Source organism: Streptomyces candidus, assembly GCF_014207445.1.
In the GTDB taxonomy this organism is placed as follows: Bacteria; Actinomycetota; Actinomycetes; order Streptomycetales; family Streptomycetaceae; genus Streptomyces; species Streptomyces candidus.
The window spans coordinates 114910-139854 of record NZ_JACHEM010000013.1 but is presented as its reverse complement, the minus strand read 5'-3'; the positions used below and the strand labels follow the sequence as shown (position 1 = coordinate 139854).

The following is a 24945-nucleotide window of genomic DNA, read 5'->3' as shown; positions in this document are numbered from 1 at the left end:
TGGGCCCGGCCGCGTCGCCGGGCATGTCCGTGGGGGGCAGGCACTTCAGGTGGCTTCCAGTGGGGCACGGGTCCGTACCGCTCACCACTCGACACCTTCAGCACCATTGACGCTACTTGAAGCCAAAAGGAACGGGAGCGATCGTAATCCTTCAACTTTTGAAGCTAGCGGCGGGGCTCCCCGCACGGTCGGCGGAGGCGCTGGCTGATCACCCTGGATACCCCGTCGCCCTGCATGGACACCCCGTACAGGGCATCCGCCACTTCCATCGTGCGCTTCTGGTGCGTGATCACGATCAACTGCGAGCTCTCCTGGAGCTCCTTCATGATCCGAATCAACCGCTGGAGGTTGGTGTCGTCCAGCGCGGCCTCCACCTCGTCCATCACATAGAACGGACTGGGCCGGGCCTTGAAGATCGACACCAGCAGCGCCACGGCGGTCAGGGACCGCTCGCCGCCGGACAGCAGCGACAGCCGCTTGACCTTCTTGCCCGCAGGACGCGCCTCCACATCGACCCCGGTCGTCAGCATGCTGTCCGGGTCGGTCAGGATCAGCCGCCCCTCCCCACCAGGGAAAAGTCGCGAGAAGACGCCCTCGAACTCGCGCGCCGTGTCCCGGTACGCCTCGGTGAACACCTGCTCCACACGCTGGTCGACCTCCTTGATCACCTGCAACAGGTCGGCCCGGGTCCGCTTGAGGTCGGCCAGCTGCTCGGAGAGGAACTGGTGCCGCTCCTCCAGCGCCGCGAACTCCTCCAGCGCCAGCGGATTCACCTTCCCGAGCTGCTGATACGCCCGTTCGGCCGCCCTGAGCCGCTTCTCCTGCTCGGCACGGACGAAAGGACGCGGCCGGTTGCGCGGATCACCGGGATCCTCCGGCAGGTCCTCCCCGTCGGCGGCCGGCGACGCGGGCACGGGCTGCTCGGGCCCGTACTCCGCCACCAGCTCCGCCGGCTCCACGCCCAGCTCCTCCAGTGCCCTGGTCTCCAGCTGCTCGATGCGCAGCCGCTTCTCCGCTCCCAGTACCTCGCCGCGGTGAACCGAATCGGTCAGCTTGTCGAGTTCCTCCTTGACTTCCCGGCCGAGGGCCCGCTCGGTGACCAGTTCGCGCTCCCTCTCGGCCTTTGCGGCCTCCGCCGCCGCACGCTCCCGGTCGGCCCGTACGAGCGAGACCTCGGCGTGCGCGAGCAGCTGCCGGGCCCCCGCCGCGACCGCCCCCGCCACCTGCGCCTCGTACCGCATCCGGGCCCGCCGCTGCTCGGCCCTGGCCCGAACCTCGCGCTCGGTTCGCGCGCCCCGGTCGAGCGCGTCGGCCCGCCCCGCGAGCGCCCTGACCCGCTCCTCGTGGGTACGGACCTGGAGCCGCGCCTCCATCTCGGTCTGCCGGGCGTTCGCCCCGTCCGCCGCCAGCCGGTCCCTGACGGAGGTGTCGGGCTCCTCCTCCACGGGCGCCTCCTCCGCGGCCGCGAGCCGTTCCGCCAGCTCCACGGCCTCCTCGGTGGCCCGTTCCAGTGCCTCCTGCGCCCTGGCGGCAGCGGCGGCCGACCGCTCCGCCTCCCCCGCAGCCCCACGTGCCTGCCCGGCCAGCCGTCCGAGCTGCTGCGCGACCACGGACCGCTCCCGCTCGCCGGCCCGCCGCGTCTCCGCCAGCTCCTCGACCAGCGCGGCGCACCGGCCCCGCCGTTCCCCGGCCCGAGACTGCCGCCGGGCCAGCTCCTCGCACCGTACGGACAGCTCCGCAAGCTGCGCGTCCGCCTCGTCCACCGAGGCCTGCACCTCCAGCAGGCTCGGGACCCCCGCCGACCCGCCCTGGGCGAAGTGCGCCCCGAGCACATCGCCCTCGGCGGTGACCGCCGTCAGCCCGGGGTGCGCGTGGACGAGGTCCTCGGCGTCCTCCAGCGTGCTCACGACCACCACGCCGTGCAGCAGCCGCCGCACCGCGGGCATCAGGTCCTGCGGCCCGCGCACGAAGTCCACGGCGTACGGCGCACCCGCGGGCGGCGCGGCGGCGGCCCGCGTGGGGTCCGGCTGCGCCGCAGGGGCTCCGGCCTCCCCCGCCAGAAGCAGCGCGGCCCGCCCCGCGTCCTGCTTGCGCAGCCGCCGGATCGCCTCGGCCGCCGCCGCGGGGTTCGCCACCGCGACCGCGTCGGCCGCCGATCCCAGCGCAGCCGCCACCGCCACCTCGTACCCCGGCGCGACCGTCAGCAGTTCCGCCGCGGGCCCGAGCAGCCCGGCGGGCCTGTCGTCGGCCCCCAGCAGCGCCCCGGAACCGTCCTTGCGCCGCAGCCCGAGCGCCAGGGCCTCGCGGCGCGCCGCCGTCGCGGCCCGCCTGCGCTCGGCGGCCGTCAGTTCCTCCCGTACGCAACCCCACTCGGCCTCCGCCGCCGCCAGGTCCCGCCTGGCTTCGTCGTGCCGTACGGACAGCTCCTCGTCGCCCGCGTCGAGCCCGTCGACCTCGGCCCTGAGCTGCTCGTACTCCTCCTGGGCGGTGACGGCGCGGTCCTGCGCGGCGTCCCGGGCCCCGGCCAGCCGCTCGATCTCCGCCCGCGCCGAGCCCGCCCTGCCGCGGGCGGCGTCGACCTGGCCGTTGAGCCTCGCCAGGCCCTCCCGGCGGTCGGCGACGGCCCGCGCCAGGTCCTTGAGCCTGCGCTCCTCGGCGGCGAGGTCGCGTTCCAGCCCGGCGCGGTGCTCGACGGTGTTCTCCAGGGCGTGCCGCGCCGCTTCCAGGGCGGCTTCGAGTTCGGCCTCCTGCTCCCGGATCCGGGCGGCCTCGCGCTCCATGTCCTCCGGGTCGCGGCCCCGGCGCTCCTCCTGAGGGGCCGCGTTCGCGCTGGTCACGCGCGCGTCGGCGAGGGAGATCGTGCCGCGCACGCGCTCGGCGAACTGCGACAGTCCGTACCAGGACTGCTGGGCCCTGCCGAGGCGCGGCGCGAGTCGCCGCACCTCGGCCTCCAGCTCCGCCTCGCGCTGCTGCGCGGCCTTGAGCCGGCTCTCGGCGTGTTCCTTGCGCTGCTTCAGCGCGGCCTCGTCCGCGATCTCCGCGCCGAGCGCCTTCTGGAGCGCGACGAGATCGTCGGCGAGCAGCCGCAGCCGTACGTCGCGCAGGTCGGCCTGGATCACGGCGGCCCGTCGCGCCACGGCGGCCTGCCGCCCCAACGGCTTGAGCCGGCCGCGCAGTTCACCGGTGAGGTCCTCCACGCGCGCCAGGTTCGCCTTCATCGCCTCCAGCTTCCGCAGCGCCTTCTCCTTGCGCTTGCGGTGCTTGAGGACGCCCGCCGCCTCCTCGATGAAGGCACGCCGCCCCATCGGATCGGCGTGCAGGACGGAATCGAGCTGGCCCTGCCCGACGATGACGTGCATCTCGCGGCCGATGCCGGAGTCGGAGAGCAGGTCCTGGAAGTCGAGCAGGCGGCAGGTGTCGCCGTTGATCTGGTACTCGCTGCCGCCGTTGCGGAACATGATCCGCGTGAGGGTGACCTCCGCGTACTCGATGGGCAGCGCGCCGTCGGAGTTGTCGATGGTGAGCGAGACCTCGGCCCGGCCCAGCGGCGGCCGCCCCGTCGTGCCGGCGAAGATGACGTCCTCCATCTTGCCGCCGCGCAACGACTTGGCGCCCTGCTCCCCCATTACCCAGGAGAGCGCGTCCACCACATTGGACTTGCCGGACCCGTTGGGCCCCACGACGCAGGTGATACCGGGTTCGAAGCGGAGCGTCGTGGCGGAGGCGAACGACTTGAAACCGCGGAGGGTCATGGCCTTGAGATGCACGCAGCCCGACTCTACCGGGCTGTCGCGGTTTCACCGATGAACGTGCAGGGCACATCAGACGTTAAGAAAACGCGGGACGCACACCGGACGACCGGGGGCCGAGGAAAGGAAAAAGGGACGCCGAAACGTCCCTTGAAGATGCTGCGGCAGTGAGGCGGCGGCGGTTGTGTCCGTACGCGAGTGCCGCAGAAGGTGAAACCGGTACAGGAGAGGCCTGGAACGGAATCAGGTGAGTGCGGGCTCCGCACGGGGGACGTCGATGTCGAAGTCCTCGTCGAGCAGAGAAGAGTCTCCGCGGTGCTGAGCGGCGGCCGTGAGCGAGTCGTTCTCGTTCTGAATCCGGTTGAGCTCGGACTCGAGATCCTGAACGCGCTGCTGAAGCCGTCGCATCTCGGCGAGGAGTCGCGGGTCGGATCCGCCGACGTAACCGAGAAGCGCCTTTGCCATGATGAGTGGTCCTCCACACTGAGTGACCGACCGGGAGCGGTGTGGGTCGTGAGGGAATCGCACCCGCGGTGCTTGGCAGTGTTGTTGTTTCACTGCGGTTCTTGCTGCCAAACAGCTAAGGTGCGCGGGGATCCCAGAGTCTCACCAAAAAGTTTGACGGTCAACACGATCACGCCCCGTATCGCCGGGCGGCCCGGGGGCGTACCGCCGTGCACTCACCGGCGTCGCTCGACCTGCGGGGCCCTGGGGGCGTAGAGATCATCCTCGTACCGGCAGCCTTCCATGGCAACCCGATTCTGGCAACCACCAGGGCGTTTCTCTTCGCGGGCGGTAACCGGGGCACCCCGGGCAGTGACCGTTCCCGCCCTGCGGGGGGCAGGCCGGTGCACCCGTTCAGCGGATCGCGAAGCCCGTATATCCCCCGCGCGGTGTGCCCCAGATCTCAGTGACGCCGTCGACCCGGCCGGGAGTGTCGTCCGAGTGCAGCCACTGCAGCAGGCGGTGGCAATTCTCACGCGGGCCCTCGGCCACGACCTGCACCCGGCCGTCGTCGAGGTTGAGGGCGAAGCCGGCAAGGCCGCCGATCTCCAGCGCGTTTGCCCTGGTGAACCAGCGAAAGCCGACTCCCTGTACGCGGCCGCGCACCCATGCGGTGAGCCGGGCGTCCGGCTGAGCGTCTTCGTTCATGCCCGCACGCTAACCGGCCAATTGCTCACGAGGCACTTCGCCCCCATCCGTCATGCCGTACAGTCCCGACGCAATGAGGCTCATCCATACGGGTGAACGCATTGACCGTCGAATTCTGAGGAAGGCACAGCAGATGGGACGCCATCGACGCACCGCCGCCGAGCCCGCCACGGACGATCACGCGCTCGTCGAGGCCGGCGGGCACCGGGGCGACAGCCGCCGGCGGAAGCGCTCCGCACCCGTGCGGAGCGGACTGCTCGGAGTCTCCGCGGCCGTGGCGTTCGGTGCCGTCGCCGTTGCGTCCGGGATCCTCCCCGGCGGTGACGCCTTGACCTTCGGCGGCGGCTCCGGCAGCCCCGGGGACCGGGCGGCCGCGGGCGGCACGGTGGACCTGAGGGCTCAGGGCGGCGCCGTGCAAACCCCGACCGAGCGCGCCTCCGCCCCTGCCACCGCGCGTGGCGAGGAGCGGGCCCAGGGGCCGGCGCCGACCCCGTCGCAGAGCACCGGCGAGCAGTCGTCCCCGGCAGCCGAGCCGACCGGGACGCCCGTCACCGATTCGCAGAAGCACACACCCGACGTCGCGTCGAAGGAGCCTGCCTCCGAGGCGCCCGCCAGCACGACGCCCCCGACGAAGGCGGCCCCGAAGCCCCGACGGACCACGCCGCCGGCCACCGAACGGGCCCCTGCCGCCACCCCGCCGCCCCGGCGGGCCCCCGCCTCGGCGAACGACGCCGCGGCCGCCGTGCTCTCCCTGGTCAACCAGGAGCGCGCGAAGGCCGGCTGCCGTCCGGTCCGCCCGGACACCGGTCTGGCGACGCTGGCCGCGAACTTCAGCCGCGACATGGCGGCACGCGGCTTCTTCGAGCACACCGACCCGGACGGCGCGACCCCGTGGGACCGTGCCGCCAAGGCGGGCATCAAGGATCTGGGCGGTGAGAACATCGCCCGCGGCCAGGCCGACGCCCAGGCCGTGATGGACGCCTGGATGAAGAGCGAGGGCCACCGCGCGAACATCCTGAACTGCGAGTACACGACGCTGGGCGTCGGCGTGCACATGGCCGAGGGCGGCCCGTGGTGGACGCAGAACTTCGGCTTCTGAGCCTCCACGAGCGGACCCGTCCTCGTGCACGGCGCGCCTTCCCGCGAGGGCGCGCCCTCGCAGCCCGTGCACTCCCGCGTGCGGTGCACGGCCCCGGAGCCGCTCAGGCAGTGACGGCCCTGGGCGGGCGCTGGCAGCGCGGGCAGAAGTAGCTGGAGCGGTTCATCCACGGCCGACGGCGCATGGCGGTGCCGCACCGGCGGCACGGCTCGTCCTCGCGACCGTACGCGTCCAGGGACCGGTCGAAGTAGCCCGACTCCCCGTTCACGTTGACGTACAGGCTGTCGAAGCTGGTGCCGCCCACGGCCAGCGCCGCGTGCATCACGTCGCGCACGTGGCCCAGGAGTTCGGTGGAACGGGGCCGGGTCATGGTGGCGGTCGGCCGGTCGTAGTGCAGCCTGGAGCGCCACAGTGCTTCGTCGGCGTAGATGTTGCCGACGCCGCTGATCAGCGACTGGTCGAGCAGTGCCCGCTTGACGGTGGTGCGCCGCAACCGCAGCGCCGTGTGGAAGGCGGCGTCGTCGAAGGCCTCGTCGAGCGGGTCGCGGGCGATGTGCGCGATGACGTCGGGAAGGCCGTCGGGGCCGGTGTCGTGCAGCGAGAGCCCGCCGAAGGTGCGCTGGTCGACGAAGCGGAGTTCGGTGCCCAGCGCGTCGTCGAAGCGCAGCCTGACCCGCAGGTGCTTCTCGTCGGACGCCTCCTCGGGCTGCACGAGGAGCTGTCCGCTCATCCCGAGGTGTCCGAGCACGGCCAGCGGGGCGTCCTCGACGGGCAGCCACAGGTACTTGCCGCGTCGTCGGGCCGCCCCGATGCGGTGGCCGCGCAGCCGGGCGGCGAAGTCGGCGCCGCCGGCGAGGTGGCGGCGTACCGCACGGGGATGCAGCACCTCGACCTCGGCGACGGTCCGCCCGGTGACCCAGCGTTCGAGTCCGCGGCGGACGACTTCCACTTCGGGCAGCTCGGGCACAGGGCACTCCTCGTGTGATGCGTGTGTCGCGTCGGGGGTACGCGTCCGGCCCCGGTGCCGCCCTGCGAGGGGCGGCACCGGGGCCGGACGGTTTGCTGCGGGTCAGGCGACCGACGACCTGCTGTCGTCCGCCGGTCCGGCGGCCGGGGCCACCGCGTCGGAGACCGTGGCCGCCGGCTCGGAAGCCGGGGCCACCGGAGCGACGGCCGGCGCCGGCGGCGTCGGGTTCTCGGCCTCGGCCTTCGCCGCCGCCTCGCGCTCCGCCGCAGCCGCGCTGATCGCGCGCCATGCGGACTCCGCCGCCTGCTGTTCCGCTTCCTTCTTGCTGCGGCCGGTGCCGGTGCCGTACGAGACACCACCGACGCGGGCGGCAGCAGTGAAGACCTTTTCGTGGTCCGGGCCGGTCTCCGTGACCAGGTACTCGGGAACGCCGAGCCCCTCGGCCGCGGTGAGCTCCTGGAGACTGGTCTTCCAGTCCAGGCCGGCGCCGAGGCTGGACGACTTCTCGATCAGCGGATCGAAGAGCCGGTGCACCAGCTCGGAAGCCGCTTCCAGACCTTGGTCGAGATAGACCGCACCGATCACCGCTTCCAGGGTGTCGGCGAGGATGGATGCCTTGTCCCGGCCTCCCGTGCCCTCTTCGCCCCGGCCGAGCCGGATGAAGGAGCCGAGTTCGAGGCCGCGGCCCACCTCCGCGAGCGCACGAGAGTTGACCACCGCGGCCCGGAGCTTGGCCAACTGGCCTTCCGGGAGATCGGGGTGGGTCCGGTACAGCGTGTCCGTGACCACCAGGCCGAGCACCGAATCCCCGAGGAATTCCAGCCGCTCGTTGGTGGGCAGACCGCCGTTCTCGTACGCGAACGAACGGTGCGTCAGCGCACGCACCAGAAGGGCGGACTCGAGGTGATACCCGAGCCGCCCTTCCAGAAGCGTGTGAGACGAGGCATTGTCCGTCTTGTATGACTCAGACATGGTGCCTCTCACCAGCCGCTCAGACCTCGAGGACCTGGCGCTTGTTGTACGTGCCGCAGCTCGGGCACGCAATGTGCTGGAGCTTCGGCTCCTGGCAGCGCTCGCACGACACCAGGGTGGGGACCGCAGCCTTCCACTGCGACCGGCGGTGGCGCGTGTTGCTGCGCGACATCTTCCGCTTCGGAACAGCCACGGCTACTTCTCCTGCTTCTCGTCGACGCCGGTACCGGCGTCGTGCACGTTGTCCTTCTCGTCGACCTGGCCGGTCTCGACGAGTCCCTGCAACGCCGCCCAACGGATGTCGACGGCGTCATGGTGGTGGTCGGGGTTCTCGTTCAGGCTGATCCCGCACTGCGAGCACATGCCTGCACAGTCCTCCCGGCACACCGGCTGCATCGGCAGTGCGAGCACTACCGCGTCACGCAGCACGGGTTCGAGGTCGAACAAGCCGTCCTCGAGGAAGAGCGTGTCCTCGTCGTCCTCGGCGTCGTCGCCCGGTTCCGCCTTTGCGCGGCCCCGGTCGTCGGCGTCAGGGTACGAGAACATCTCCTGGAAGTCCGCTGCAACCTTCAGCTGCACCGGCTCCAGACACCTTACGCACTCCCCCTCGGCCGCCGCACGGACGGTGCCTGTGACAAGCACCCCTTCCATGACGGATTCGAGGCGGAGCCTGATCTCCAAGGGCGCACCTTCCGGAACGCCGACGACCCCTTCGACACCGAAGTCCTTGGGGGCCTCCGCGGTACGGGTCAGCCGCTGGAGCGCACCGGGACGCCGGCCCAGCTCGTGTGTGTCGAACACGAGGGGGTTGCGGTGGTCGAGGTGCGTACTCAGGGGATTTCCCGCCTTCGGATTGCTGTGGAGGGACTGCCCTGTGCGTGGCCGGACCGAGGGTCCATGGCGAATCGGGCAGCCGAAATCGCAGACGTGGTCCGCGACGAATGGCCAGGATACTGGACGCTTCGCCCAGGGCCCAATCCGGTCCGGACGACCCCCCTGTGTCCGGGGCTAGCGGCCCTGTTCGTACTCGCGCAGCCGGTCGAGGTCGATCATGCTCGTGTCGAACATGCTCGTCTCGTCGAGCGCGCCCTGCTGGGCCGGGTGCCCCGGCTGCGCGGGCTGCTGCTGGTGCTGCTGCGCGGACTGGTCGGGCTGCTGGCCGTACGGGTCGTAGCCCTGCTGCGGGTACGAGACGGCGTACGGGTCCTGCTGGTAGCCGTACGGGTCCTGCTGCTGGCCGTACGGGGCGGCGGTGTAGACGTCCTGGCCCTGCGGCTGCTGCGGGTACGAGGTGCCCGCGTACGGGTCGTAGGGCTGCTGGGCCGGGATGCGGGGGTCGGCGCGCGGCGGGTCCGGGACGGCGGCCGGCTGGGGCTCGGCGAGGTCGGCGAGGAAGTCGGCGTCACTGCCGCGCAGACCGGAGCGTTCCAGGTCGTCCTGGGCGGCCATGTGGGCGCCCAGGTCGTCGGAGGCGACCCGGCCGTGCAGTTTCTGGCGGCCCTTGCCGACCGCGTCGAGGGTCTTGGCGAGGACGGCCTCGAAGGCGCCCAATTTGGTGTCGACGTACTCGTCGGCGCGGTGCAGCAGGGTGGAGGGGTCCGGGCTGTAGTCCGGGGCGTCCTCGTCGGCGTACCCCTGCTCGTCGAGGCCGGGGCCCCGGCCCAGCAGCTTCTCGCGTCCGCGGCCCACGGAGCCGATGGTCTTGGTGAGGACGACCTCGAAGTTGGCGAGCTTGGAGTCGACGTACTCGTCGGCCTCCGCGCGGATCTCCTCGGCGTCCCGCCGGGCCTCGGCGAGGATGCGGTCGGCCTCGGCCTGGGAGCGGCGGGCGACCTCGGTGTCGGAGATCAGGTCGCCGCGGTGCGCCTGGGCGGACTCGATGATCCGCTCCGCCTCCTGGCGGGCCTGCTCGACCAGCTGTTCGCGCCCGCCGATCAGCTCCTGTGCCTGGGCGAGGGAGTCGGGCAGGGCGCGGCGCACCTCTTCGAGCATGTCGAGCAGGTCGGCGCGGTTGACCACGCACGAGGCCGACATGGGCATGGACCGGGCACTGCCGATCGCCTCGACGATCTCATCGAGTTTCTTCTGCACGTCCACCGTGTGCTCGCCACTCTCTCGGCCTGGTTTGGAGACGGACGGGACGACTGTAAGGCCAGTCGGCTCCCGTCCGACACTGCTGACGAGCCGTCAGCCGTCCTGGGCGGCGGACTTGTTCTCCGCGAGCCGCCCGGTGAGCGCCGCGTGGACGGTCTCCGGCAGCAGGTGGGAGACGTCGCCGCCCCAGGCCGCGACCTCCTTGACCAGGCTGGAGGAGAGGAAGCTGTAGGTGGGGTTGGTCGGTATGAACAGCGTCTCGACGCCCGAGAGACCGTTGTTCATCTGGGCCATCTGCAGCTCGTAGTCGAAGTCGCTGACGGCGCGCAGGCCCTTGACGATCGCGGGGATGTCGCGGTCCTTGCAGAAGTCGACGAGGAGGCCGTGGTGGGACTCCACGACGATGTTCTCGTAGTCGGAGGTGACGTCGCGGATCAGCGCGATCCGCTCCTCGACGGAGAAGAGGCCCTTCTTCGACTGGTTGATCATCACCGCGACGTGCACCACGTCGTAGAGCCTGGAGGCTCGGCCGATGATGTCCAGGTGGCCGTTGGTGATGGGGTCGAACGACCCCGGGCAGACTGCTCGGCGCATCTGTGGTCCCCGTCTCTGCGGTCCGGTCATCGTGCGTCTTCGCACGGTCGTGCGTCGTCGTACGGTGACGCGGCGCGACCGTACCAAAGCGTCCCTTCGCCGTAGCGACGGGCCCTCAGCGGCTCGAAGCCCTGGGGCCATTTGAACTCTCCGCCCCTGGTGCTGCGTTCCACGGTGGCCAGCGCGTCCTCCGCGAGCCAGCCCTGGGCGTGGAGTGTGAGGAGAATCTCGCGGAGATCGTCGTCGGTGACCGCGTAGGGCGGGTCCAGGAAGACGATGTCGTACGGGGTGGCGGGAGCCGCCGTCGTCACGACCTGCTCGGCCTTTCCGGCCCGCACCTCGGCGCCGGGCAGCCCGAGGGTGCGTACGTTGTCCCGAATCGTCCGTACGGCCTTCTGGTCGGCCTCGACGAGCAGGGCGTGCACGCCGCCGCGGGACAGCGCTTCGAGGCCGACGGCCCCCGAGCCCGCGTACAGATCGGCGATCCTGACTCCCTCCAGGGTGCCGAGCAGCGCCTCCCAGGTGGAGAAGAGGCCTTCGCGCGCCCGGTCGGAGGTCGGGCGGGTGCCGTTGCCCGGCGGGACGCTCAGGCGTCGTCCGCCGGCGGTGCCTGCGATCACGCGGGTCATGGATTCCTCTGTCGGGTCGGCGGTCGTGCGGTGCTCTGTCCTCCCACGATATGGCGTACGGGCCGGTCAGCCCTTGTCGAGGTACTGCTCGCGCTCCTTGTCGAGGAGTGCGTCGAGCGCGGTGCGCAGTTCCGGGAGCCCGTCCAGGTCCGGGTCGTCGGCGACGATCGTGACGGCCTCCTCGCGGGCGGCGGCGATCACTTCCTCGTCGTCGATGACGGCGAGGACGCGGAGCGAGGAGCGGACGCCGGACTGGGCCTGGCCGAGCACATCGCCCTCGCGGCGCTGTTCGAGGTCGATACGGGAGAGCTCGAAGCCGTCGAGCGTGGCGGCGACGGCGGCGAGCCGCGCGCGGGCGGGGCTGGCCTCGTGCATCTCGCTGACCAGCAGGCACAGTCCGGGGGCCGAGCCCCGGCCGACCCGCCCGCGCAGCTGGTGCAACTGGGAGACGCCGAACCGGTCCGCGTCCATGATCACCATTGCGGTGGCGTTGGGGACGTTGACGCCGACCTCGATGACGGTGGTCGCGACCAGGACATCGGCCTCACCTGCGGCGAAGCGACGCATCACGTCGTCCTTGTCGTCGGGGTGCATGCGCCCGTGCAGCACCTCGACGCGCAATCCGTTCAGCGGCCCGGCCCGGAGCAGGTCGGCGATCTCCAGCACGGCGAGCGGCGGGCGCTTCTCCGGGTCCTCGGCGGCCTCGGCGGCCTTCTTGGTCTTCTTCGGTTCGTCCTCGCCGTCGCCGATGCGCGGGCACACCACGTAGGCCTGGTGTCCGTTCTCCACCTCCTCGCGCACCCGTTCCCAGGCGCGGGCGAGGAAGTGCGGTTTGTCCTTGGCGGGGACGACATGGGTGGCGATCGGGGAGCGCCCGGCGGGGAGCTGGTCCAGGACGGAGGTCTCCAGGTCGCCGAAGACGGTCATCGCGACCGTGCGCGGGATGGGGGTGGCCGTCATGACGAGGAGGTGCGGGGGCTGCTTGCCCTTGGAGCGGAGCGCGTCGCGCTGCTCGACGCCGAAGCGGTGCTGCTCGTCGACGACGACCAGCCCGAGGTCGTGGAACTGCACCTTGTCCTCGATCAGCGCGTGCGTGCCGATGACCAGGCCCGCTTCCCCGGTGACCAGGTCGAGGAGGGCCTGCCTGCGGGCGGGCGTCCCCATGGATCCGGTGAGGAGCACGACCTTGGTCCCGAGCGCGGACCCCCCGAGCATGCCCCCTTCCGCCAGCTCGCCCATCATCTCGGTGACGGACCGGTGGTGCTGCTGGGCGAGCACCTCGGTGGGCGCGAGCATGGCCGCCTGCCCGCCCGCGTCCACGACGGCGAGCATGGCGCGCAGGGCGACCAGCGTCTTTCCCGAACCGACCTCCCCCTGGAGGAGGCGGTGCATCGGGTGTTCGGTGGCGAGGTCGTCGAAGATCTCCTTGGAGACCTTCTGCTGGCCGTCGGTGAGGGCGAAGGGGAGCTTGGCGTCGAAGGCGTCGAGGAGACCGTCGGGGACCGGCTTGCGGGCGACCGCGGGGAGCTGCTTCTCGGCGAACCTGCGCCGGGCCAGGGCGACTTGCAGGACGAACGCCTCGTCCCACTTGAGCCGGTCGCGGGCCTCGGCGATCTCCGCCTTCGTGCGCGGCCGGTGGATCTTCCGGAAGGCCTCGGGGAGGGGGACGAGTCCGCGGCCCTCGCGCAGCGCGGCCGGCAGGGGGTCCACGGTCTCGGCCCACCGGGTCGCCTCCATCGAGGCGAGTACCAGGTCCACCGTCTTGGCGATCTTCCAGCTCTCCATCTGGGCGCAGGCCGGGTAGAGCGGGATGAGCTGGTTCGCCCAGGCCTCCGCGGCGTCCGCGCCCGCGTCCTTGCCGAGCATCTCGTACGCCGGGTGGGAGAGCTGGCGGATGTTGCGGAACATGCCGACCTTGCCGGAGAACATGCCCTTGCGGCCCGGCAGCAGCTCCTTCTGGTGATGGAAGAGCGACTTGCCGAAGAAGACCAGCTGGAGACGCCCGCTGCCGTCGGTGAGGGTGACTTCCAGACGCTGCCCCTTGCCGTTGTTGAACCGCAGGACGCGGGCGTCCGCGACCTGGGCCACCACCGTGGCGTGCTCGTCGAGCGGGAGGTCGGCGAGCTGGGTGAGCTCGCCGCGCTCGGCGTACCTCCGGGGGTAGTGGTGCAGCAGGTCACCGACGGTGTGCAGGTCGAGGTGCTCGGCCATCACCTTCGCAGTGGTGCCGCCGAGTGTCTTCTTGAGTGGTTCGTCGAGCGAGGGCACGAGATCCATTGGACACCATGGGTCCGACAGTGCGGCAATCCTGCGGAAAACCGCCCGGACCGGCTCCGCCCCGGAATCGCCCATGAAAAAAACCGGCCCACCCGAGGGTGGACCGGTTCCTTAAGCAACCAGCTAGGTGGCCGCGCTATCGAGACGTCAGCGCGAGACCTTGCCGGCCTTGATGCACGAGGTGCAGACGTTAAGCCGCTTCGGCGTCCGACCGACCACTGCACGCACGCGCTGGATGTTGGGGTTCCAGCGACGCGAGGTACGGCGGTGCGAGTGCGAAATGTTGTTGCCGAAGCCCGGCCCCTTGCCGCAGACGTCGCAGTTGGCAGCCACGGTCACTCCAAAGACTTCAGATGCACTTACAGTGAATTCCGGCAGGCCGAAAGATCCGAGGATCCTGTGGCACTGCCGGGGGAATGTCCCGATTTTCATCGGGCAACCGGAGCAGCATACAACGACTGCTCTCGTACAACGAAACTACCACGGTCACGGGGACCCACGCCCCGGCCCCTTCTCCCGCCGGCCGCCTGCCGGGGACTACTCTGCGGGAGTTCTTGCTGCTCAAGGAGGAGGCCCAGGTGCCGCAGTCCCCCGACGATCTCGACGCCGTCGCGGTACGCACCTGGTGCTCGCTGGCCCTGGAGGCGCTGGGCGCGGAACGCGAGGAGATCGACGCGATCAACGTCTATCCGGTCGCGGACGGGGACACCGGCACCAATCTCTTCCTGACGATGGAGTCCGCCGCCCAGGCCCTCGAAGCGGTCTTCGCCGCGCACGCGACGGTCGTCGGCCCGCCGCCGTCCGTTCCCCTGCTGTCCGACGCGGTGCGGGCGATGGCGCACGGCGCGCTGATAGGGGCCCGCGGCAATTCCGGCACGATCCTCTCCCAGCTGCTGCGCGGCATGTCCGAGGAGCTCGCGCAGGACCTCGCGCACGCGGAGAGCGCCGACGGCGCCGATCTGCGCCGGGCACTGCGCCGGGCCGCCTCCTCCGCGTACCGGGCGGTGGCGCATCCCGTGGAGGGAACGGTACTGACGGTGGCGACCGCGGCGGCCGACGCGGCGGCCGGTACGACGGCCGCGGAGGCCGCGCGGGCCGCGTACGACGGGGCCCGCAGGGCCCTGGCCGAGACGACCGGGCAGTTGGCCGCCCTGGGCCGGGCCGGTGTCGTGGACGCGGGCGGCCGGGGTCTGGTGGCGGTGCTCGGGGCACTGGTGGAGGCCCTGACCGGGGAGGCGGTCGCCTCGCGTCCGCGCGTCCCGCACGGTCTGCTCGTCGACGACTGCTCCACCGACCACGCCGACGAGGGCGGCCCCGCCTTCGAGGTGATCTATCTGCTGGAGGCGGACGACGCGTCCGTGGACCGGCTGCGGGCGCGGCTGGACTCCCTCGGCGACTCGCTGGTCGTCGTCGGCGGCGACGGGCTGTGGAACGTGCACGTCCACGTCGACGACGCGGGGGCGGCGGTGGAGGCGGGCGTGGAGGCGGGCCGGCCGTACCGGATCCGGATCACGCACTTCGGTGCGGACCGAGTGGCCCCGCCGCGCGAGCGGGTCCAGCGGGCGGTCGTCGCGGTCGTCCCGGGCGAAGGGCTCAGGGAGCTGTGCGCGGCGGCGGGGGCGACCACCGTACTGGCGCGGCCCGGAGAGCCGCCGGCCAGTGGTGAGCTGGTCGACGCGATCCGGCGGGCGCACGCGCGGGAGGTGGTGCTGCTGCCGAACGACGCCGATCTGCGGCACCCGGCCGCGGCGGCGGCCCAGCAGGTGCGGACGGAGGGGGTACGGGTCGCCCTCATCCCCACGCGGGCGGCGGTCCAGGGCATCGCGGCCCTCGCCGTGCACGAGCCGGAGCGGCGGTTCGACGAGGACGTGGTCGCGATGACGTCGGCGGCGGGCGCCACCCGCTATGCCGAACTGGCCGTCGCGGAACGCCAGTCCTGGACGATGGCGGGCGTCTGCCAGGCGGGCGACGTCCTCGGGCTGATCGACGGGGACGTCGCCGTCATCGGCACGGACGTCGCGGCGACGGCCCGTACGGTGCTGGACCGGATGCTGTCGGCGGGCGGCGAACTGGTGACGCTGGTGCTGGGCGAAGGCGTGCCGGACGGGCTCGCGGAAGCACTGGAGTCCCATGTGCGCAAACGGCACCTGGCGGTGGACACGGTGATCTACGCCGGCGGCCGTCAGGCGTCGATGCTGCTGATCGGCATCGAGTGACCGCCACCGGGTGACCGGCGCCGGGCAGCCGGACGGCGGCTGCCCGCCCGGCACGGCCCCCGCCGGACCTCGGCGGTCCTGGGCAGGCGTCCGCTCACCGGTCCTGCGAGTCCCGCAGCCGCCAGCCGTGGTCGACCGGGCCGATCCCCGCGCCCAGCGCGAACCCCGCCGCGATGGCCTCGGTCACGTACTCCTTGGCCGCCTGTGCCGCCTGCGGCACGTCCAGCCCCTTCGCGAGGCCGGAGGCGATGGCGGAGGCCAGGGTGCAACCGGTGCCGTGGGTATGGCGGTTGTCGTGGCGGACGGAGCGCAGCCAGTGCTCGTCGGTTCCGTCGGTCAGCAAGTCGACCGCGTCGCCCGGGAGATGCCCGCCCTTGACGAGGACCCAGCGCGGGCCGCAGGCCAGCACGGCGTCCGCGGCGCGCCGCAGGTCGTTCTCCGACTCGACCCGTACGCCGGTGAGTTGGGCCACCTCGTCGAGGTTCGGGGTGGCGACGGTCGCCGTCGGCAGCAGGAACTTCCGTACCGACTCCACGGCGGACGCGGCGAGCAGCGGGTCGCCGTGCTTGGAGACGCCCACCGGGTCGACGACCACCGGGGCGTCCGTGCCGGCCAGCAGGTCCGCGACCTCCTCGACCAGTTCCGCGGACGACAGCATGCCGGTCTTCACGGCCTGCACGCCGATGTCGTCCACGACGCTGCGGTACTGGGCCCGAACCGCCGCCACCGGGAGGTCCCAAACCCCTTGCACACCCAGGGAGTTCTGGGCGGTGACGGCGGTGAGCACGCTCATCCCGTGCACGCCCAGGGCCAGCATCGTCTTGAGGTCGGCCTGGATGCCCGCACCGCCGCCGGAGTCCGAACCGGCGACGGTGAGCACGCAGGGGAGCACGCCGTGACGTGCGGCAGGAGTTATTCGCATACCTGCGAATGTAACGCGGGGCCCGGCCGGCGAAGGCGCCGCCGGGTCAGCCCTCGATGTCGCCGAAGTGGTCCCAGCCGCCCTTGTCCGTCCAGGGCGCCCCGTCGACGGTCACCTGGGGCAGCGCGGACGGGTTCAGTACTTCGCCGATCACCTTCCAGCGGGCGGGCAGCTTCACGTCCGGCGGGAAGGTCGCCACGATCGCGTGGTCCTCTCCCCCGGTGAGCACCCACTGCAGCGGGTCGACGCCGACCGCCTGCCCGATGTCCGACATCTGGGTGGGGATGTCGATGAGGCCGGAGCGCAGGTCGATGCGGACCTTGCTGGCCTCCGCGATGTGCCCGAGGTCCGCGACGAGTCCGTCGCTGACGTCGGTCATCGCGGTCGCACCGAGTCCGGCCGCCGCGGGTCCCGCGTGGTACGGCGGTTCCGGCCGCCGGTGGGCCTCCACGAAGGCGCGCGGCGAGCGGAATCCGCGGGAGAGCACCGCGTGCCCGGCCGCCGACCAGCCCAGCCACCCCGTCACCGCGACGACGTCGCCCGGCTGTGCGCCGGAGCGCAGCACCGGGTCGTGGTTGCGCAGGTCGCCGAGCGCGGTGATCGCGACGGTGATGGTCTCGCCGCGTACGACGTCCCCGCCGACCACGGCGGCGCCCGCCACCTGGCATTCGTCGCGCAGCCCGTCCATCAGCTCGACGGGCCAGGTCGCCGGGAGTTCGGCGGGCACCACCAGGCCCAGCAGCAGGGCGGTCGGCACGGCGCCCATGGCGGCGATGTCGGCGAGGTTCTGCGCGGCGGCCTTGCGGCCCACGTCGTAGGCGGTCGACCAGTCGCGCCGGAAGTGCCGGCCTTCGAGCAGGATGTCCGTACTGGCGACGACCCGCCGGTCCGGTGCGGCGACGACGGCCGCGTCGTCGCCGGGCCCGAGCCGTACGGCCGGGGTGGAGGTGAGCCGGGAGGTCAGCTCTCGGATGAGGCCGAACTCCCCCAGCTCGCCCACGGTGCCCTTCATGTATGTGCCCCTTCTGCCCCAGTGCGCTTGCGGTCGCGAGCCGACACTGCTGTAGGTACCGTCAACACGTACGTCAACTTCTGTTCTTCGTACGACGTGCCGTACGGACTGCCGTACGGCTTCGGACGCGCGGCGGCCCCTGTTCCGGCGGTCGCGCAGGTCTCCCCACCGCCCGCGGCGACACGGTACGGTGGCGTCTCTTTCCCCCACCCCACATGATCCTCGTGGCCGCCTTGGAGGTTCCGTGGTACAGGCGTACATCCTCATCCAGACCGAAGTCGGCAAGGCGTCGACCGTTGCCGACCTGATCGGGAAAATCTCGGGAGTCGTCCAGGCCGAGGACGTGACCGGACCCTACGACGTGATCGTGCGGGCCCAGTCGGACACCGTCGACGAACTCGGCCGCATGGTGGTTGCCAAGATCCAGCAGGTGGACGGCATCACACGCACACTGACCTGCCCGGTCGTCCACCTGTAGCCCCGTCTACGCTTGGCCGGATGAAGTCCTCGACCCACCGGCTCGGCCGCACCTCGGCCGCCGCAGCGCTTCTGCTGTCGGCGGCCGTTGCCTGTTCTCCCACCGACGGTTCGCAGGCCGTGGCGGTTCCTTCGCCGCCCGCCGACATCGCGGGGTACTGCAGGGCGCTCCACAAGGAGCTCCCTGCGAAGGTCCTTGAGGACGTGGCACGCCGCGACACGTCGCCCGAGTCCCCGTACACCGCGGCCTGGGGCGACCCGGCGATCGTACTGCGCTGCGGCATCGACCGGCCCGCCGAGGTGGCCGACCCGTCGCTGCACGGCGCGGAGGTGAACGGCGTGGGCTGGGTGGTCGACGACCGGGACGAGGACGGGCTGCGGTTCTACTCGCGCTACCGCGAGGCGTACGTGGAGCTGCTGGTCCCCGCCTCGTACCACGCGGACGCGGGCATCCTCGTCGACTTCGCGAAGCCCGTCGACAAGTCGATCCCCAAGACCCTGGACGACTAGCAGGCACGGGGGTCCGGCCGGTCGTCCAGGGGCGGTGTCCGCCACCCGTACGGGTACTACCGCAGTCCGGTGGGGCGCCGGAGCGCCGCCTGGATGAGCCGGTCGATCAGCTCCGCGTAGTCCACGCCGCTCTCCTGCCACATCCTCGGATACATCGAGATGGGCGTGAAGCCGGGCATCGTGTTGATCTCGTTGATCACGAACTCGCCGTTGTCCTGGAGGAAGAAGTCCGCCCGGACGAGTCCTTCGCAGGACGCCGCGTCGAAGGCCCGGACGGCGAGCCGCTGGAGTTCGGCGGTCTGCGCGCCGGTCAGCGGCGCGGGAACGATCCCGGCCGCGGAGTCGATGTACTTCGCCTCGAAGTCGTAGAAGTCGTGGGCGGAGACCGGCGGGATCTCCGCGGGCACGCTCGCCCGCGGGCCGTCCTCGAACTCCAGCACCCCGCACTCGATCTCGCGACCGGTGAGCAGCGACTCGACGAGCACCTTCGGGTCGTGCCGCTGTGCCTCCTCGATCGCCTCGTCCAGCCCGGACAGGTCGCTCACCTTGGTGATTCCCATGGAGGAGCCGCCGCGGGCGGGTTTCACGAAGAGCGGCCAGCCGTGCTCGCCCGCGAAGTCGACGATGCGCGCGCGGGCGGCGGAGGGGTCGGCGGCCCACTCGCGCGGCCGGATCACCTCGTACGGTCCGACCGGCAGTCCGAAGGAGAGGAAGACGCGCTTCATGTACTCCTTGTCCTGGCCGACGGCCGACGCGAGGACGCCGGAGCCCACGTAGGGCACCCCGGAGAGCTCCAGCAGGCCCTGGAGCGTGCCGTCCTCGCCGTACGGGCCGTGCAGCACGGGGAAGACGACGTCGACCTCGCCGAGCGCCTTGGGCACCGAGCCCGGCTCGCTGTAGACGACCTCGCGGTTGGCGGGGTCGACGGACAGGACCACCGCGCCCTCGGTGGACTCGGCGAGCTGCTCGACGTTGGGGACCTTGCGGTCGGTGATCGCCATGCGGTCGGGTTCGTCGGCGGTCAGCGCCCAGCGCCCGTCCGACGTGATGCCGATCGGCAGCACGTCGTACTTCTCGCGGTCGATGGCCCGCATGACGGCACCGGCCGTGACGACCGAAATCCCGTGCTCGGAGCTTCGGCCGCCGAAGACGACGGCCACGCGCGGCTTGCGCGGCTCCTGGGGCGCCTGGTCCTGGTCAGGGCTCTGGGGGAGGTTCTCGCTGCTCATATCGGCTTGAGGGTACCCGCTGTGCCCGCCGGAATCAGCGCTCGGGCTTCGCGCTGCGCGACATGAGTTCCTTGACCGCGACCAGCGGCGGCTTACCCTCGTGGACGATGCTCACCACCGTCTCGGTGATCGGCATCTCGACGCCGTGGCGCGTCGCCAGATCCAGCACGGACTCGCAGGACTTGACGCCCTCGGCGGTCTGCTTGGTGGCGGCGACCGCCTCCTGGAGGGTCATGCCGCGGCCCAGGTTCATACCGAAGGTGTTGTTGCGGGACAGCGGCGAGGAGCAGGTGGCGACCAGGTCGCCCATGCCCGCGAGCCCGGCGAAGGTGTGCGGGTCGGCGCCCATGGCGAGTCCGAGCCGGGTGGTCTCGGCGAGGCCGCGGGTGATGAGGGAGGCCTTGGTGTTGTCGCCGAGGCCCATGCCGTTGGCGATGCCGACGGCGAGCGCGATGACGTTCTTGACCGCGCCGCCGAGCTCCACGCCGACCACGTCGGTCGTGGTGTAGGGGCGGAAGTACGGGGTGTGGCAGGCCGCCTGGAACCGTACGGCGGCGTCCTCGTCGCGGCAGGCGACCACGGCGGCGGCGGGGTGCCGGGCGGCGATCTCCTTGGAGAGGTTGGGGCCGCTGAGCACGGCCACCCGTTCCTCGGGCACCTTCGCGACCTCGGCGACGACCTCGCTCATGCGCTTGGCGGTGCCGAGTTCGACGCCCTTCATCAGGGAGACGATGACGGACTGGGCGGGCAGCAGGCCGGTCCAGCCGACGAGGTTCTCGCGCAGCGTCTGCGACGGGATGCACAGCACCGCGAAGTCCGCTCCTTCGGCGGCCCGCGCCGCGTCGGCGGTCGCCGTGATCCCGGCGGGCAGTGCGACCCCCGGCAGGTAGTCGGGGTTCGTACGGGAGGAATTGATGGCGTCCGCGAGGGCGGCGCGGCGCCCCCACAGGGACACCTCGCAGCCCGCGTCGGCGAGCACCATCGCGAACGCGGTGCCCCATGAACCGTTGCCGAAGACGGCGACCCGTGTCGTCACTTCTCGTCCTCTCCCGTCGTCGTCCTTGCCGCGGCCTTCGCGGCGGCCGCCCTGCGCCGCTGCTCGGCGCGTGCCCTGCGGTGGTCGTACACCTCGGTGGGCACCGGTTCCTGCCGCACCTCGGCGAGCAGTTCGGTGATCGCCGCCATGATGGCCTCGGTCGCCTCGCGCAGCACGTCGGGCGTCGGTTCCTTGCCGTAGAACCGTTCCAGGTCCACCGGCGGCCCGGCGAGCACCTGGAGGGTCTTGCGCGGGAAGAAGTGCGTCTTCCTGCCCTTCGCGTAGGGCGGCATGGCCAGGTTCGCGCCCCACTGGGCCACCGGGATCACGGGCGCCCTGGTCTGCAACGCGACGCGTGCGGCCCCCGTCTTGCCGGCCATCGGCCACATGTCGGGGTCGCGGGTGAGGGTGCCCTCCGGGTAGAAGGCGACGCACTCGCCGTTCTCGATGGCCGCGATGGCGGCGCGGAAGGCGTTCATCGCGTCCGTGGTCTCGCGGTAGACGGGGATCTGGCCGGTCCCGCGCAGCATCATGCCGACGAACGGGGTCTTGAACAGGCCCGCCTTGGCCAGGAAGCGCGGCACCCGGCCGGTGTTGTACTGCCAGTGCGCGTACGACAGCGGGTCCGCATAGGAGTTGTGGTTCACGGCGGTGATGAATCCGCCCTCCGCCGGAACGTGCTCCATTCCACGCCAGTCACGCTTGAACAGAACCAGCAGCGGGGGTTTGGCGATGACCGCGGCCAGGCGGTACCAGAAGCCGATTCTGTGGCGGGACACTCGGGACACCTTCCTCTGGGACCCTGGCCACTGCACCCCGTGTGCACCTGTGCGCCTGGTTCAGGCGGACAAGTGTCGCCCCGGGTCCCTCGTCTGTCGAGAACACCGTACGCCCCGGGCCCGGGGCCGGGCCTCCTGGTTGCGGGTGCCCCGCGCGACAATGGTCCGCGTTCCGTCGCCGCTCACGGGACGAAGGTCCCGACCCGCACCGGACGAAAGGCCCGCCCTGAACCCGCCCCGGACCCCCGCCTGGTCCCTGGTCGTCCCGCTCAAACCCTTGGCACGGGCGAAAAGCAGGCTCGCGCCCGCCGCCGGAGACGCCCTCCGGCCGGGGCTCGCATTGGCGTTCGCGCAGGACACCGTGGCGGCGGCGCTGTCCGTCGCGGAGGTACGGGATGTGGTGGTCGTCACGGACGACGAGGCGGCGGGAGCGGCGCTGGCCGCGTTGGGGGCGCGCATCGTGCCCGACGCCCCGGCGGCCGGCCTCAACGCGGCGCTGGCGTACGGGGCGCGGTCCGTGCGGGTGCGGCGACCGGACGCCGCGGTCGCCGCGCTGAACGCGGACCTGCCCGCGCTGCGGCCGGCCGAATTGCGGCGGGTGCTCTCCCGTGCGGCGGAATTTCCGCGTGCATTTCTGACGGACGCGGCCGGAATCGGAACTACATTCCTTTCCGCTGCGCCAGAAGTGGAATTGCGGCCCTCGTTCGGGGGACCCTCCCGTATCCGGCACATCATTTCGGGCGCCGAGGAACTCCTGCTCGAATGGGTGGATTCGGTGCGTCAGGACGTCGACACCGGTGACGATCTCCGTGCCGCGTTCGCGCTGGGAACGGGCCCGCGCACGGCGGCCCTGCGCGGCGCGTTCTCGGACGCCCTGCGTCAGCCTCAGTGCTGAGAGCGCGACGGGGCGACTCCCGATACGCTGCGGCCATGCAGGCGACCGCGTACACATACGACCCCGAAACCCGCAACGGCAGTGTGCTGCTCGACGACGGCACCCCGGTCCCCTTCGACGCCGCGGCCTTCGACGCGGGCGGCCTGCGGCTGCTGCGCGCGGGCCAGCGGGTCCGGATCGAGACGGCCGGTGAGGACGCGTCCCGACGGATCACCCTGGTGACGCTCCAGACGTTCTGAGCGGGGCTCCTGCGACCTCCTGCAGCCCTTGTGGCACACGTTTCCCCCGCGCCCCGCCGGTAACTCCGCGCCACCCGCCCGCGGAAGGCGCCGGAGCGCCGGTGCGGCCCCGGAACGCACCGCGGGCCGGGCTCCCCGGAGGGAGCCCGGCCCGGCGTGTGAGTACCGCGCTGCCGTGAACTACTTCTTCTTGGCGGGGGTCTTCTTCGCCGTGGTCTTGCGCGCAGTGGTCTTCTTGGCGGGCGCCTTGGTGGCGGCCGCCTTCTTCGCCGGAGCGGTGTTCTTGGCCGCGGCCTTGTTGGTCGTGGTGGCGGTCTTCTTGGCCGGGGTGGCCTTCTTCGCCGTCGTCGCCGGGGTCGCCTTCTTGGCGGCACCGGTGGTCTTCTTGGCCGTGGTCTTCTTCGCCGTCGCCGTGGTCGTGGTCTTCTTGGCGGGCGTCGCGGTCGTCTTCTTCGCCGCGGTGGCCTTCTTGGTGGCGGTCGCCTTCTTGGCGGTGGCCTTCTTGGCGGCGGCCTTGGCGGTGGTGCGGGTGGAAGAACCGCCGGAGAGGCTGCCCTTGGGCGCCTTCTTCACGGCGACGTCGTTCTTCGGGAGCTTCTTCGAGCCGGCGACCAGGTCCTTGAAGCCCTGACCCGCACGGAAGCGCGGCACGGAGGTCTTCTTGACCCGAACGCGCTCACCCGTCTGCGGGTTACGGGCGTAACGGGCCGGACGGTCGACCTTCTCGAACGAGCCGAAACCGGTGACCGAGACGCGGTCGCCCGCGACGACGGCACGCACGATCGCGTCCAGGACGGCGTCCACGGCGTCCGCGGCCTGCTGACGGCCGCCGACCTTGTCGGCAATCGCTTCTACGAGCTGGGCCTTGTTCACGTCTTCCCCTTCGGAGACATTGCCGGAACGAAATGTCCAGGCTTTTTCGCACGTTAGGCAGATATATACCGCAAATCAAACACGAAACGGGCTAATCACCCTAGTGCCGCAACGAAGTAGGTCTTGCGGGAGATCCGTAGACCTGGTTGACAGACCTAGTTGCCTTCCGGAAATCGACCCTCGTCGAGGTCCTGAGTGAACCTGTCGAGGCGTCTAGCCGCATCGGCGAGATCGTGTTTCGCCGCGGCCGTGATGACCAGCAGCTTCCGGGACAGCGCCATCCGTACGCCCTCCGGGACTTGCAGTGCACGCACCCTTGTGTGTGCTTCTTTCAATCGGTCCGCGACCACGCCGTAGAGCTCGAGTTGGCTGTCGCGTTCCATGCACCGATTGTGCCATCTGGGGCGAGTTGTCGCCTCCGCCGGGGGCAACTAGCGGAATTCCAGGCTCCATCAGCCCCACCAGCCACTCCAACCCCGGTGCCCAACTTCCGGACCCACAAGCGTAGTTGAGACCCGGAACACAGTTCGGCGCCCCCCGCCACGAATGGCGGGGGGCGCCGAAAGTGAGGCATGGATCTCAGGCCGAACGGGCTACCGCGGCACGGAGAACGAGGCCCGGAAGGGGATCAGCCGCGCAGGGTACTCGGCTTGTGGGAGGGGCGGCTTGATTCGTACGTCGAGATCGCGTCCTCGTTCTGGAGCGTGATGCTGATGTCGTCCAGGCCGTTGAGCAGGCGCCAGCGGGCGTTCTCGTCCAACTCGAAGTCGGCGGTGATGCCCTCGGCCCGCACCTGCCTGTCCTGGAGGTCAACGGTGATCTCGGCGGTCGGGTCCTGCTCCACCAGCTCCCACAGCGCGTCCACCACCTGCTGCTCCAGGACCACGGTCAGCAGGCCGTTCTTAAGCGAATTGCCCCGGAAGATGTCCGCGAAACGGGAGGACACAACTGTCTTGAAACCGTAGTTCTGGAGGGCCCAGACGGCGTGCTCGCGGGAGGAACCGGTGCCGAAGTCGGGTCCGGCGACCAGCACGGTGGCGCCCGCCCGTTCGGGCTTGTTGAGCACGAACTCCGGGTCCTTGCGCCAGGCCTCGAAGAGCCCGTCCTCAAAACCGTCCCTGGTCACCTTCTTGAGCCAGTGAGCAGGGATGATCTGGTCGGTGTCGACGTTGGAGCGGCGCAGCGGGACGGCCCGGCCGGTGTGCGCGGTGAAAGCTTCCATGG

General features: G+C 71.2%; 26 protein-coding genes. 6 read left to right on the top strand and 20 right to left on the bottom strand.

All coding sequences use genetic code 11. The features are described from left to right. Positions 1 to 164: 164 nt before the first annotated feature. The 3 genes from smc to HNQ79_RS23885 all read right to left on the bottom strand — a co-directional run bounded on the left by smc (position 165) and on the right by HNQ79_RS23885 (position 4901). Positions 165 to 3767 carry a chromosome segregation protein SMC gene (gene smc, locus HNQ79_RS23895; protein ID WP_185034390.1) on the bottom strand — a complete coding sequence of 1201 codons (3603 nt, stop codon included), beginning with the start codon at positions 3765 to 3767 and terminating at the stop codon, positions 165 to 167. Positions 3768 to 3992: 225 nt separating this feature from the next. Continuing rightward, positions 3993 to 4214, bottom strand: a complete 222-nt coding sequence (locus HNQ79_RS23890) for a hypothetical protein (protein ID WP_185034388.1) — start codon at positions 4212 to 4214, stop codon at positions 3993 to 3995. 393 nt (positions 4215 to 4607) lie between these two features. Continuing rightward, positions 4608 to 4901: an acylphosphatase gene (locus tag HNQ79_RS23885; RefSeq protein WP_185034386.1), complete on the bottom strand. Its 294-nt coding sequence runs from the start codon at positions 4899 to 4901 to the stop codon at positions 4608 to 4610. Between the two features lie 133 nt (positions 4902 to 5034). Between HNQ79_RS23885 and HNQ79_RS23880 the strand changes: the two genes are divergently transcribed. Continuing rightward, a complete protein-coding gene (locus HNQ79_RS23880) occupies positions 5035 to 6000 on the top strand; it encodes a CAP domain-containing protein (protein ID WP_185034384.1) in 966 nt (321 codons plus the stop codon). Between the two features lie 103 nt (positions 6001 to 6103). Here the strand turns inward: HNQ79_RS23880 and mutM are convergent, their stop codons facing one another. The 9 genes from mutM to rpmB form a co-directional block, all read right to left on the bottom strand. Beyond that, on the bottom strand, positions 6104 to 6967 hold the full coding sequence (mutM, locus tag HNQ79_RS23875) for a bifunctional DNA-formamidopyrimidine glycosylase/DNA-(apurinic or apyrimidinic site) lyase (protein WP_185034382.1): 864 nt from the start codon (positions 6965 to 6967) through the stop codon (positions 6104 to 6106). Positions 6968 to 7069: 102 nt separating this feature from the next. Next, positions 7070 to 7939 carry a ribonuclease III gene (gene rnc / locus HNQ79_RS23870; RefSeq protein WP_185034380.1) on the bottom strand — a complete coding sequence of 290 codons (870 nt, stop codon included), beginning with the start codon at positions 7937 to 7939 and terminating at the stop codon, positions 7070 to 7072. Between the two features lie 19 nt (positions 7940 to 7958). Further along, positions 7959 to 8132, bottom strand: a complete 174-nt coding sequence (gene rpmF / locus HNQ79_RS23865) for a 50S ribosomal protein L32 (protein ID WP_003965982.1) — start codon at positions 8130 to 8132, stop codon at positions 7959 to 7961. Between the two features lie 2 nt (positions 8133 to 8134). Next, complete coding sequence (locus HNQ79_RS23860) at positions 8135 to 8773, bottom strand: YceD family protein (protein WP_185034588.1); 639 nt, start codon at positions 8771 to 8773, stop codon at positions 8135 to 8137. Between the two features lie 174 nt (positions 8774 to 8947). Then, positions 8948 to 10036 carry a cell division initiation protein gene (locus tag HNQ79_RS23855; RefSeq protein ID WP_185034378.1) on the bottom strand — a complete coding sequence of 363 codons (1089 nt, stop codon included), beginning with the start codon at positions 10034 to 10036 and terminating at the stop codon, positions 8948 to 8950. A gap of 90 nt (positions 10037 to 10126) precedes the next feature. Continuing rightward, positions 10127 to 10627 (bottom strand): pantetheine-phosphate adenylyltransferase, encoded by a 501-nt coding sequence (gene coaD, locus HNQ79_RS23850; protein ID WP_185034376.1) that lies wholly within the window; start codon positions 10625 to 10627, stop codon positions 10127 to 10129. Between the two features lie 26 nt (positions 10628 to 10653). Continuing rightward, entirely contained in the window at positions 10654 to 11256 is a 603-nt protein-coding gene (rsmD, locus tag HNQ79_RS23845; protein WP_185034375.1) for a 16S rRNA (guanine(966)-N(2))-methyltransferase RsmD, read from the bottom strand. Positions 11257 to 11322: 66 nt separating this feature from the next. After that, a complete protein-coding gene (recG, locus tag HNQ79_RS23840) occupies positions 11323 to 13533 on the bottom strand; it encodes an ATP-dependent DNA helicase RecG (protein WP_185034373.1) in 2211 nt (736 codons plus the stop codon). 147 nt (positions 13534 to 13680) lie between these two features. Next, entirely contained in the window at positions 13681 to 13866 is a 186-nt protein-coding gene (rpmB, locus tag HNQ79_RS23835) for a 50S ribosomal protein L28 (RefSeq protein WP_003957616.1), read from the bottom strand. Positions 13867 to 14111: 245 nt separating this feature from the next. Here rpmB and HNQ79_RS23830 point away from each other — a divergent pair, with 245 nt between their 5' ends. Continuing rightward, positions 14112 to 15749 carry a fatty acid kinase ATP-binding subunit FakA gene (locus HNQ79_RS23830; protein ID WP_185034586.1) on the top strand — a complete coding sequence of 546 codons (1638 nt, stop codon included), beginning with the start codon at positions 14112 to 14114 and terminating at the stop codon, positions 15747 to 15749. Positions 15750 to 15843: 94 nt separating this feature from the next. On the opposite strand, the gene thiD is transcribed toward HNQ79_RS23830, so the two are convergent. Together thiD and HNQ79_RS23820 are read right to left on the bottom strand one after the other, a co-directional pair. Beyond that, on the bottom strand, positions 15844 to 16671 hold the full coding sequence (gene thiD / locus HNQ79_RS23825) for a bifunctional hydroxymethylpyrimidine kinase/phosphomethylpyrimidine kinase (RefSeq protein WP_185034372.1): 828 nt from the start codon (positions 16669 to 16671) through the stop codon (positions 15844 to 15846). Positions 16672 to 16717: 46 nt separating this feature from the next. Further along, entirely contained in the window at positions 16718 to 17683 is a 966-nt protein-coding gene (locus HNQ79_RS23820) for a thiamine-phosphate kinase (RefSeq protein WP_185034370.1), read from the bottom strand. A gap of 244 nt (positions 17684 to 17927) precedes the next feature. Between HNQ79_RS23820 and HNQ79_RS23815 the strand changes: the two genes are divergently transcribed. Further along, on the top strand, positions 17928 to 18161 hold the full coding sequence (locus tag HNQ79_RS23815) for an Lrp/AsnC ligand binding domain-containing protein (protein ID WP_185034368.1): 234 nt from the start codon (positions 17928 to 17930) through the stop codon (positions 18159 to 18161). A gap of 20 nt (positions 18162 to 18181) precedes the next feature. Beyond that, a complete protein-coding gene (locus HNQ79_RS23810; protein WP_185034366.1) occupies positions 18182 to 18670 on the top strand; it encodes a DUF3515 domain-containing protein in 489 nt (162 codons plus the stop codon). A 56-nt stretch (positions 18671 to 18726) separates the two neighbouring features. Here HNQ79_RS23810 and HNQ79_RS23805 read toward each other — a convergent pair whose 3' ends face one another. From HNQ79_RS23805 to HNQ79_RS23795, 3 genes are read right to left on the bottom strand one after another with little or no spacing between them, the layout of a single operon-like run. Continuing rightward, on the bottom strand, positions 18727 to 19899 hold the full coding sequence (locus HNQ79_RS23805) for a D-alanine--D-alanine ligase family protein (RefSeq protein WP_185034364.1): 1173 nt from the start codon (positions 19897 to 19899) through the stop codon (positions 18727 to 18729). A gap of 34 nt (positions 19900 to 19933) precedes the next feature. Then, the gene (locus HNQ79_RS23800) at positions 19934 to 20935 is read right to left on the bottom strand and encodes an NAD(P)H-dependent glycerol-3-phosphate dehydrogenase (RefSeq protein ID WP_185034362.1); all 1002 of its coding nucleotides are present in this window, start codon (positions 20933 to 20935) and stop codon (positions 19934 to 19936) included. Continuing rightward, a complete protein-coding gene (locus HNQ79_RS23795; protein ID WP_185034360.1) occupies positions 20932 to 21714 on the bottom strand; it encodes a lysophospholipid acyltransferase family protein in 783 nt (260 codons plus the stop codon). Before HNQ79_RS23795 ends, HNQ79_RS23800 begins: the two co-directional genes overlap by 4 nt. A gap of 277 nt (positions 21715 to 21991) precedes the next feature. Here HNQ79_RS23795 and cofC point away from each other — a divergent pair, with 277 nt between their 5' ends. Next, complete coding sequence (gene cofC / locus HNQ79_RS23790; protein WP_229923648.1) at positions 21992 to 22609, top strand: 2-phospho-L-lactate guanylyltransferase; 618 nt, start codon at positions 21992 to 21994, stop codon at positions 22607 to 22609. Between the two features lie 35 nt (positions 22610 to 22644). Next, complete coding sequence (locus tag HNQ79_RS23785) at positions 22645 to 22848, top strand: hypothetical protein (protein ID WP_185034358.1); 204 nt, start codon at positions 22645 to 22647, stop codon at positions 22846 to 22848. 180 nt (positions 22849 to 23028) lie between these two features. On the opposite strand, the gene HNQ79_RS23780 is transcribed toward HNQ79_RS23785, so the two are convergent. The 3 genes from HNQ79_RS23780 to leuD all read right to left on the bottom strand — a co-directional run bounded on the left by HNQ79_RS23780 (position 23029) and on the right by leuD (position 24943). Then, positions 23029 to 23721: an HU family DNA-binding protein gene (locus HNQ79_RS23780; RefSeq protein ID WP_185034356.1), complete on the bottom strand. Its 693-nt coding sequence runs from the start codon at positions 23719 to 23721 to the stop codon at positions 23029 to 23031. 155 nt (positions 23722 to 23876) lie between these two features. Beyond that, a complete protein-coding gene (locus tag HNQ79_RS23775) occupies positions 23877 to 24104 on the bottom strand; it encodes an SCO5555 family protein (RefSeq protein WP_185034354.1) in 228 nt (75 codons plus the stop codon). A 245-nt stretch (positions 24105 to 24349) separates the two neighbouring features. Beyond that, complete coding sequence (gene leuD, locus HNQ79_RS23770) at positions 24350 to 24943, bottom strand: 3-isopropylmalate dehydratase small subunit (RefSeq protein WP_185034352.1); 594 nt, start codon at positions 24941 to 24943, stop codon at positions 24350 to 24352. Positions 24944 to 24945 lie beyond the last annotated feature (2 nt).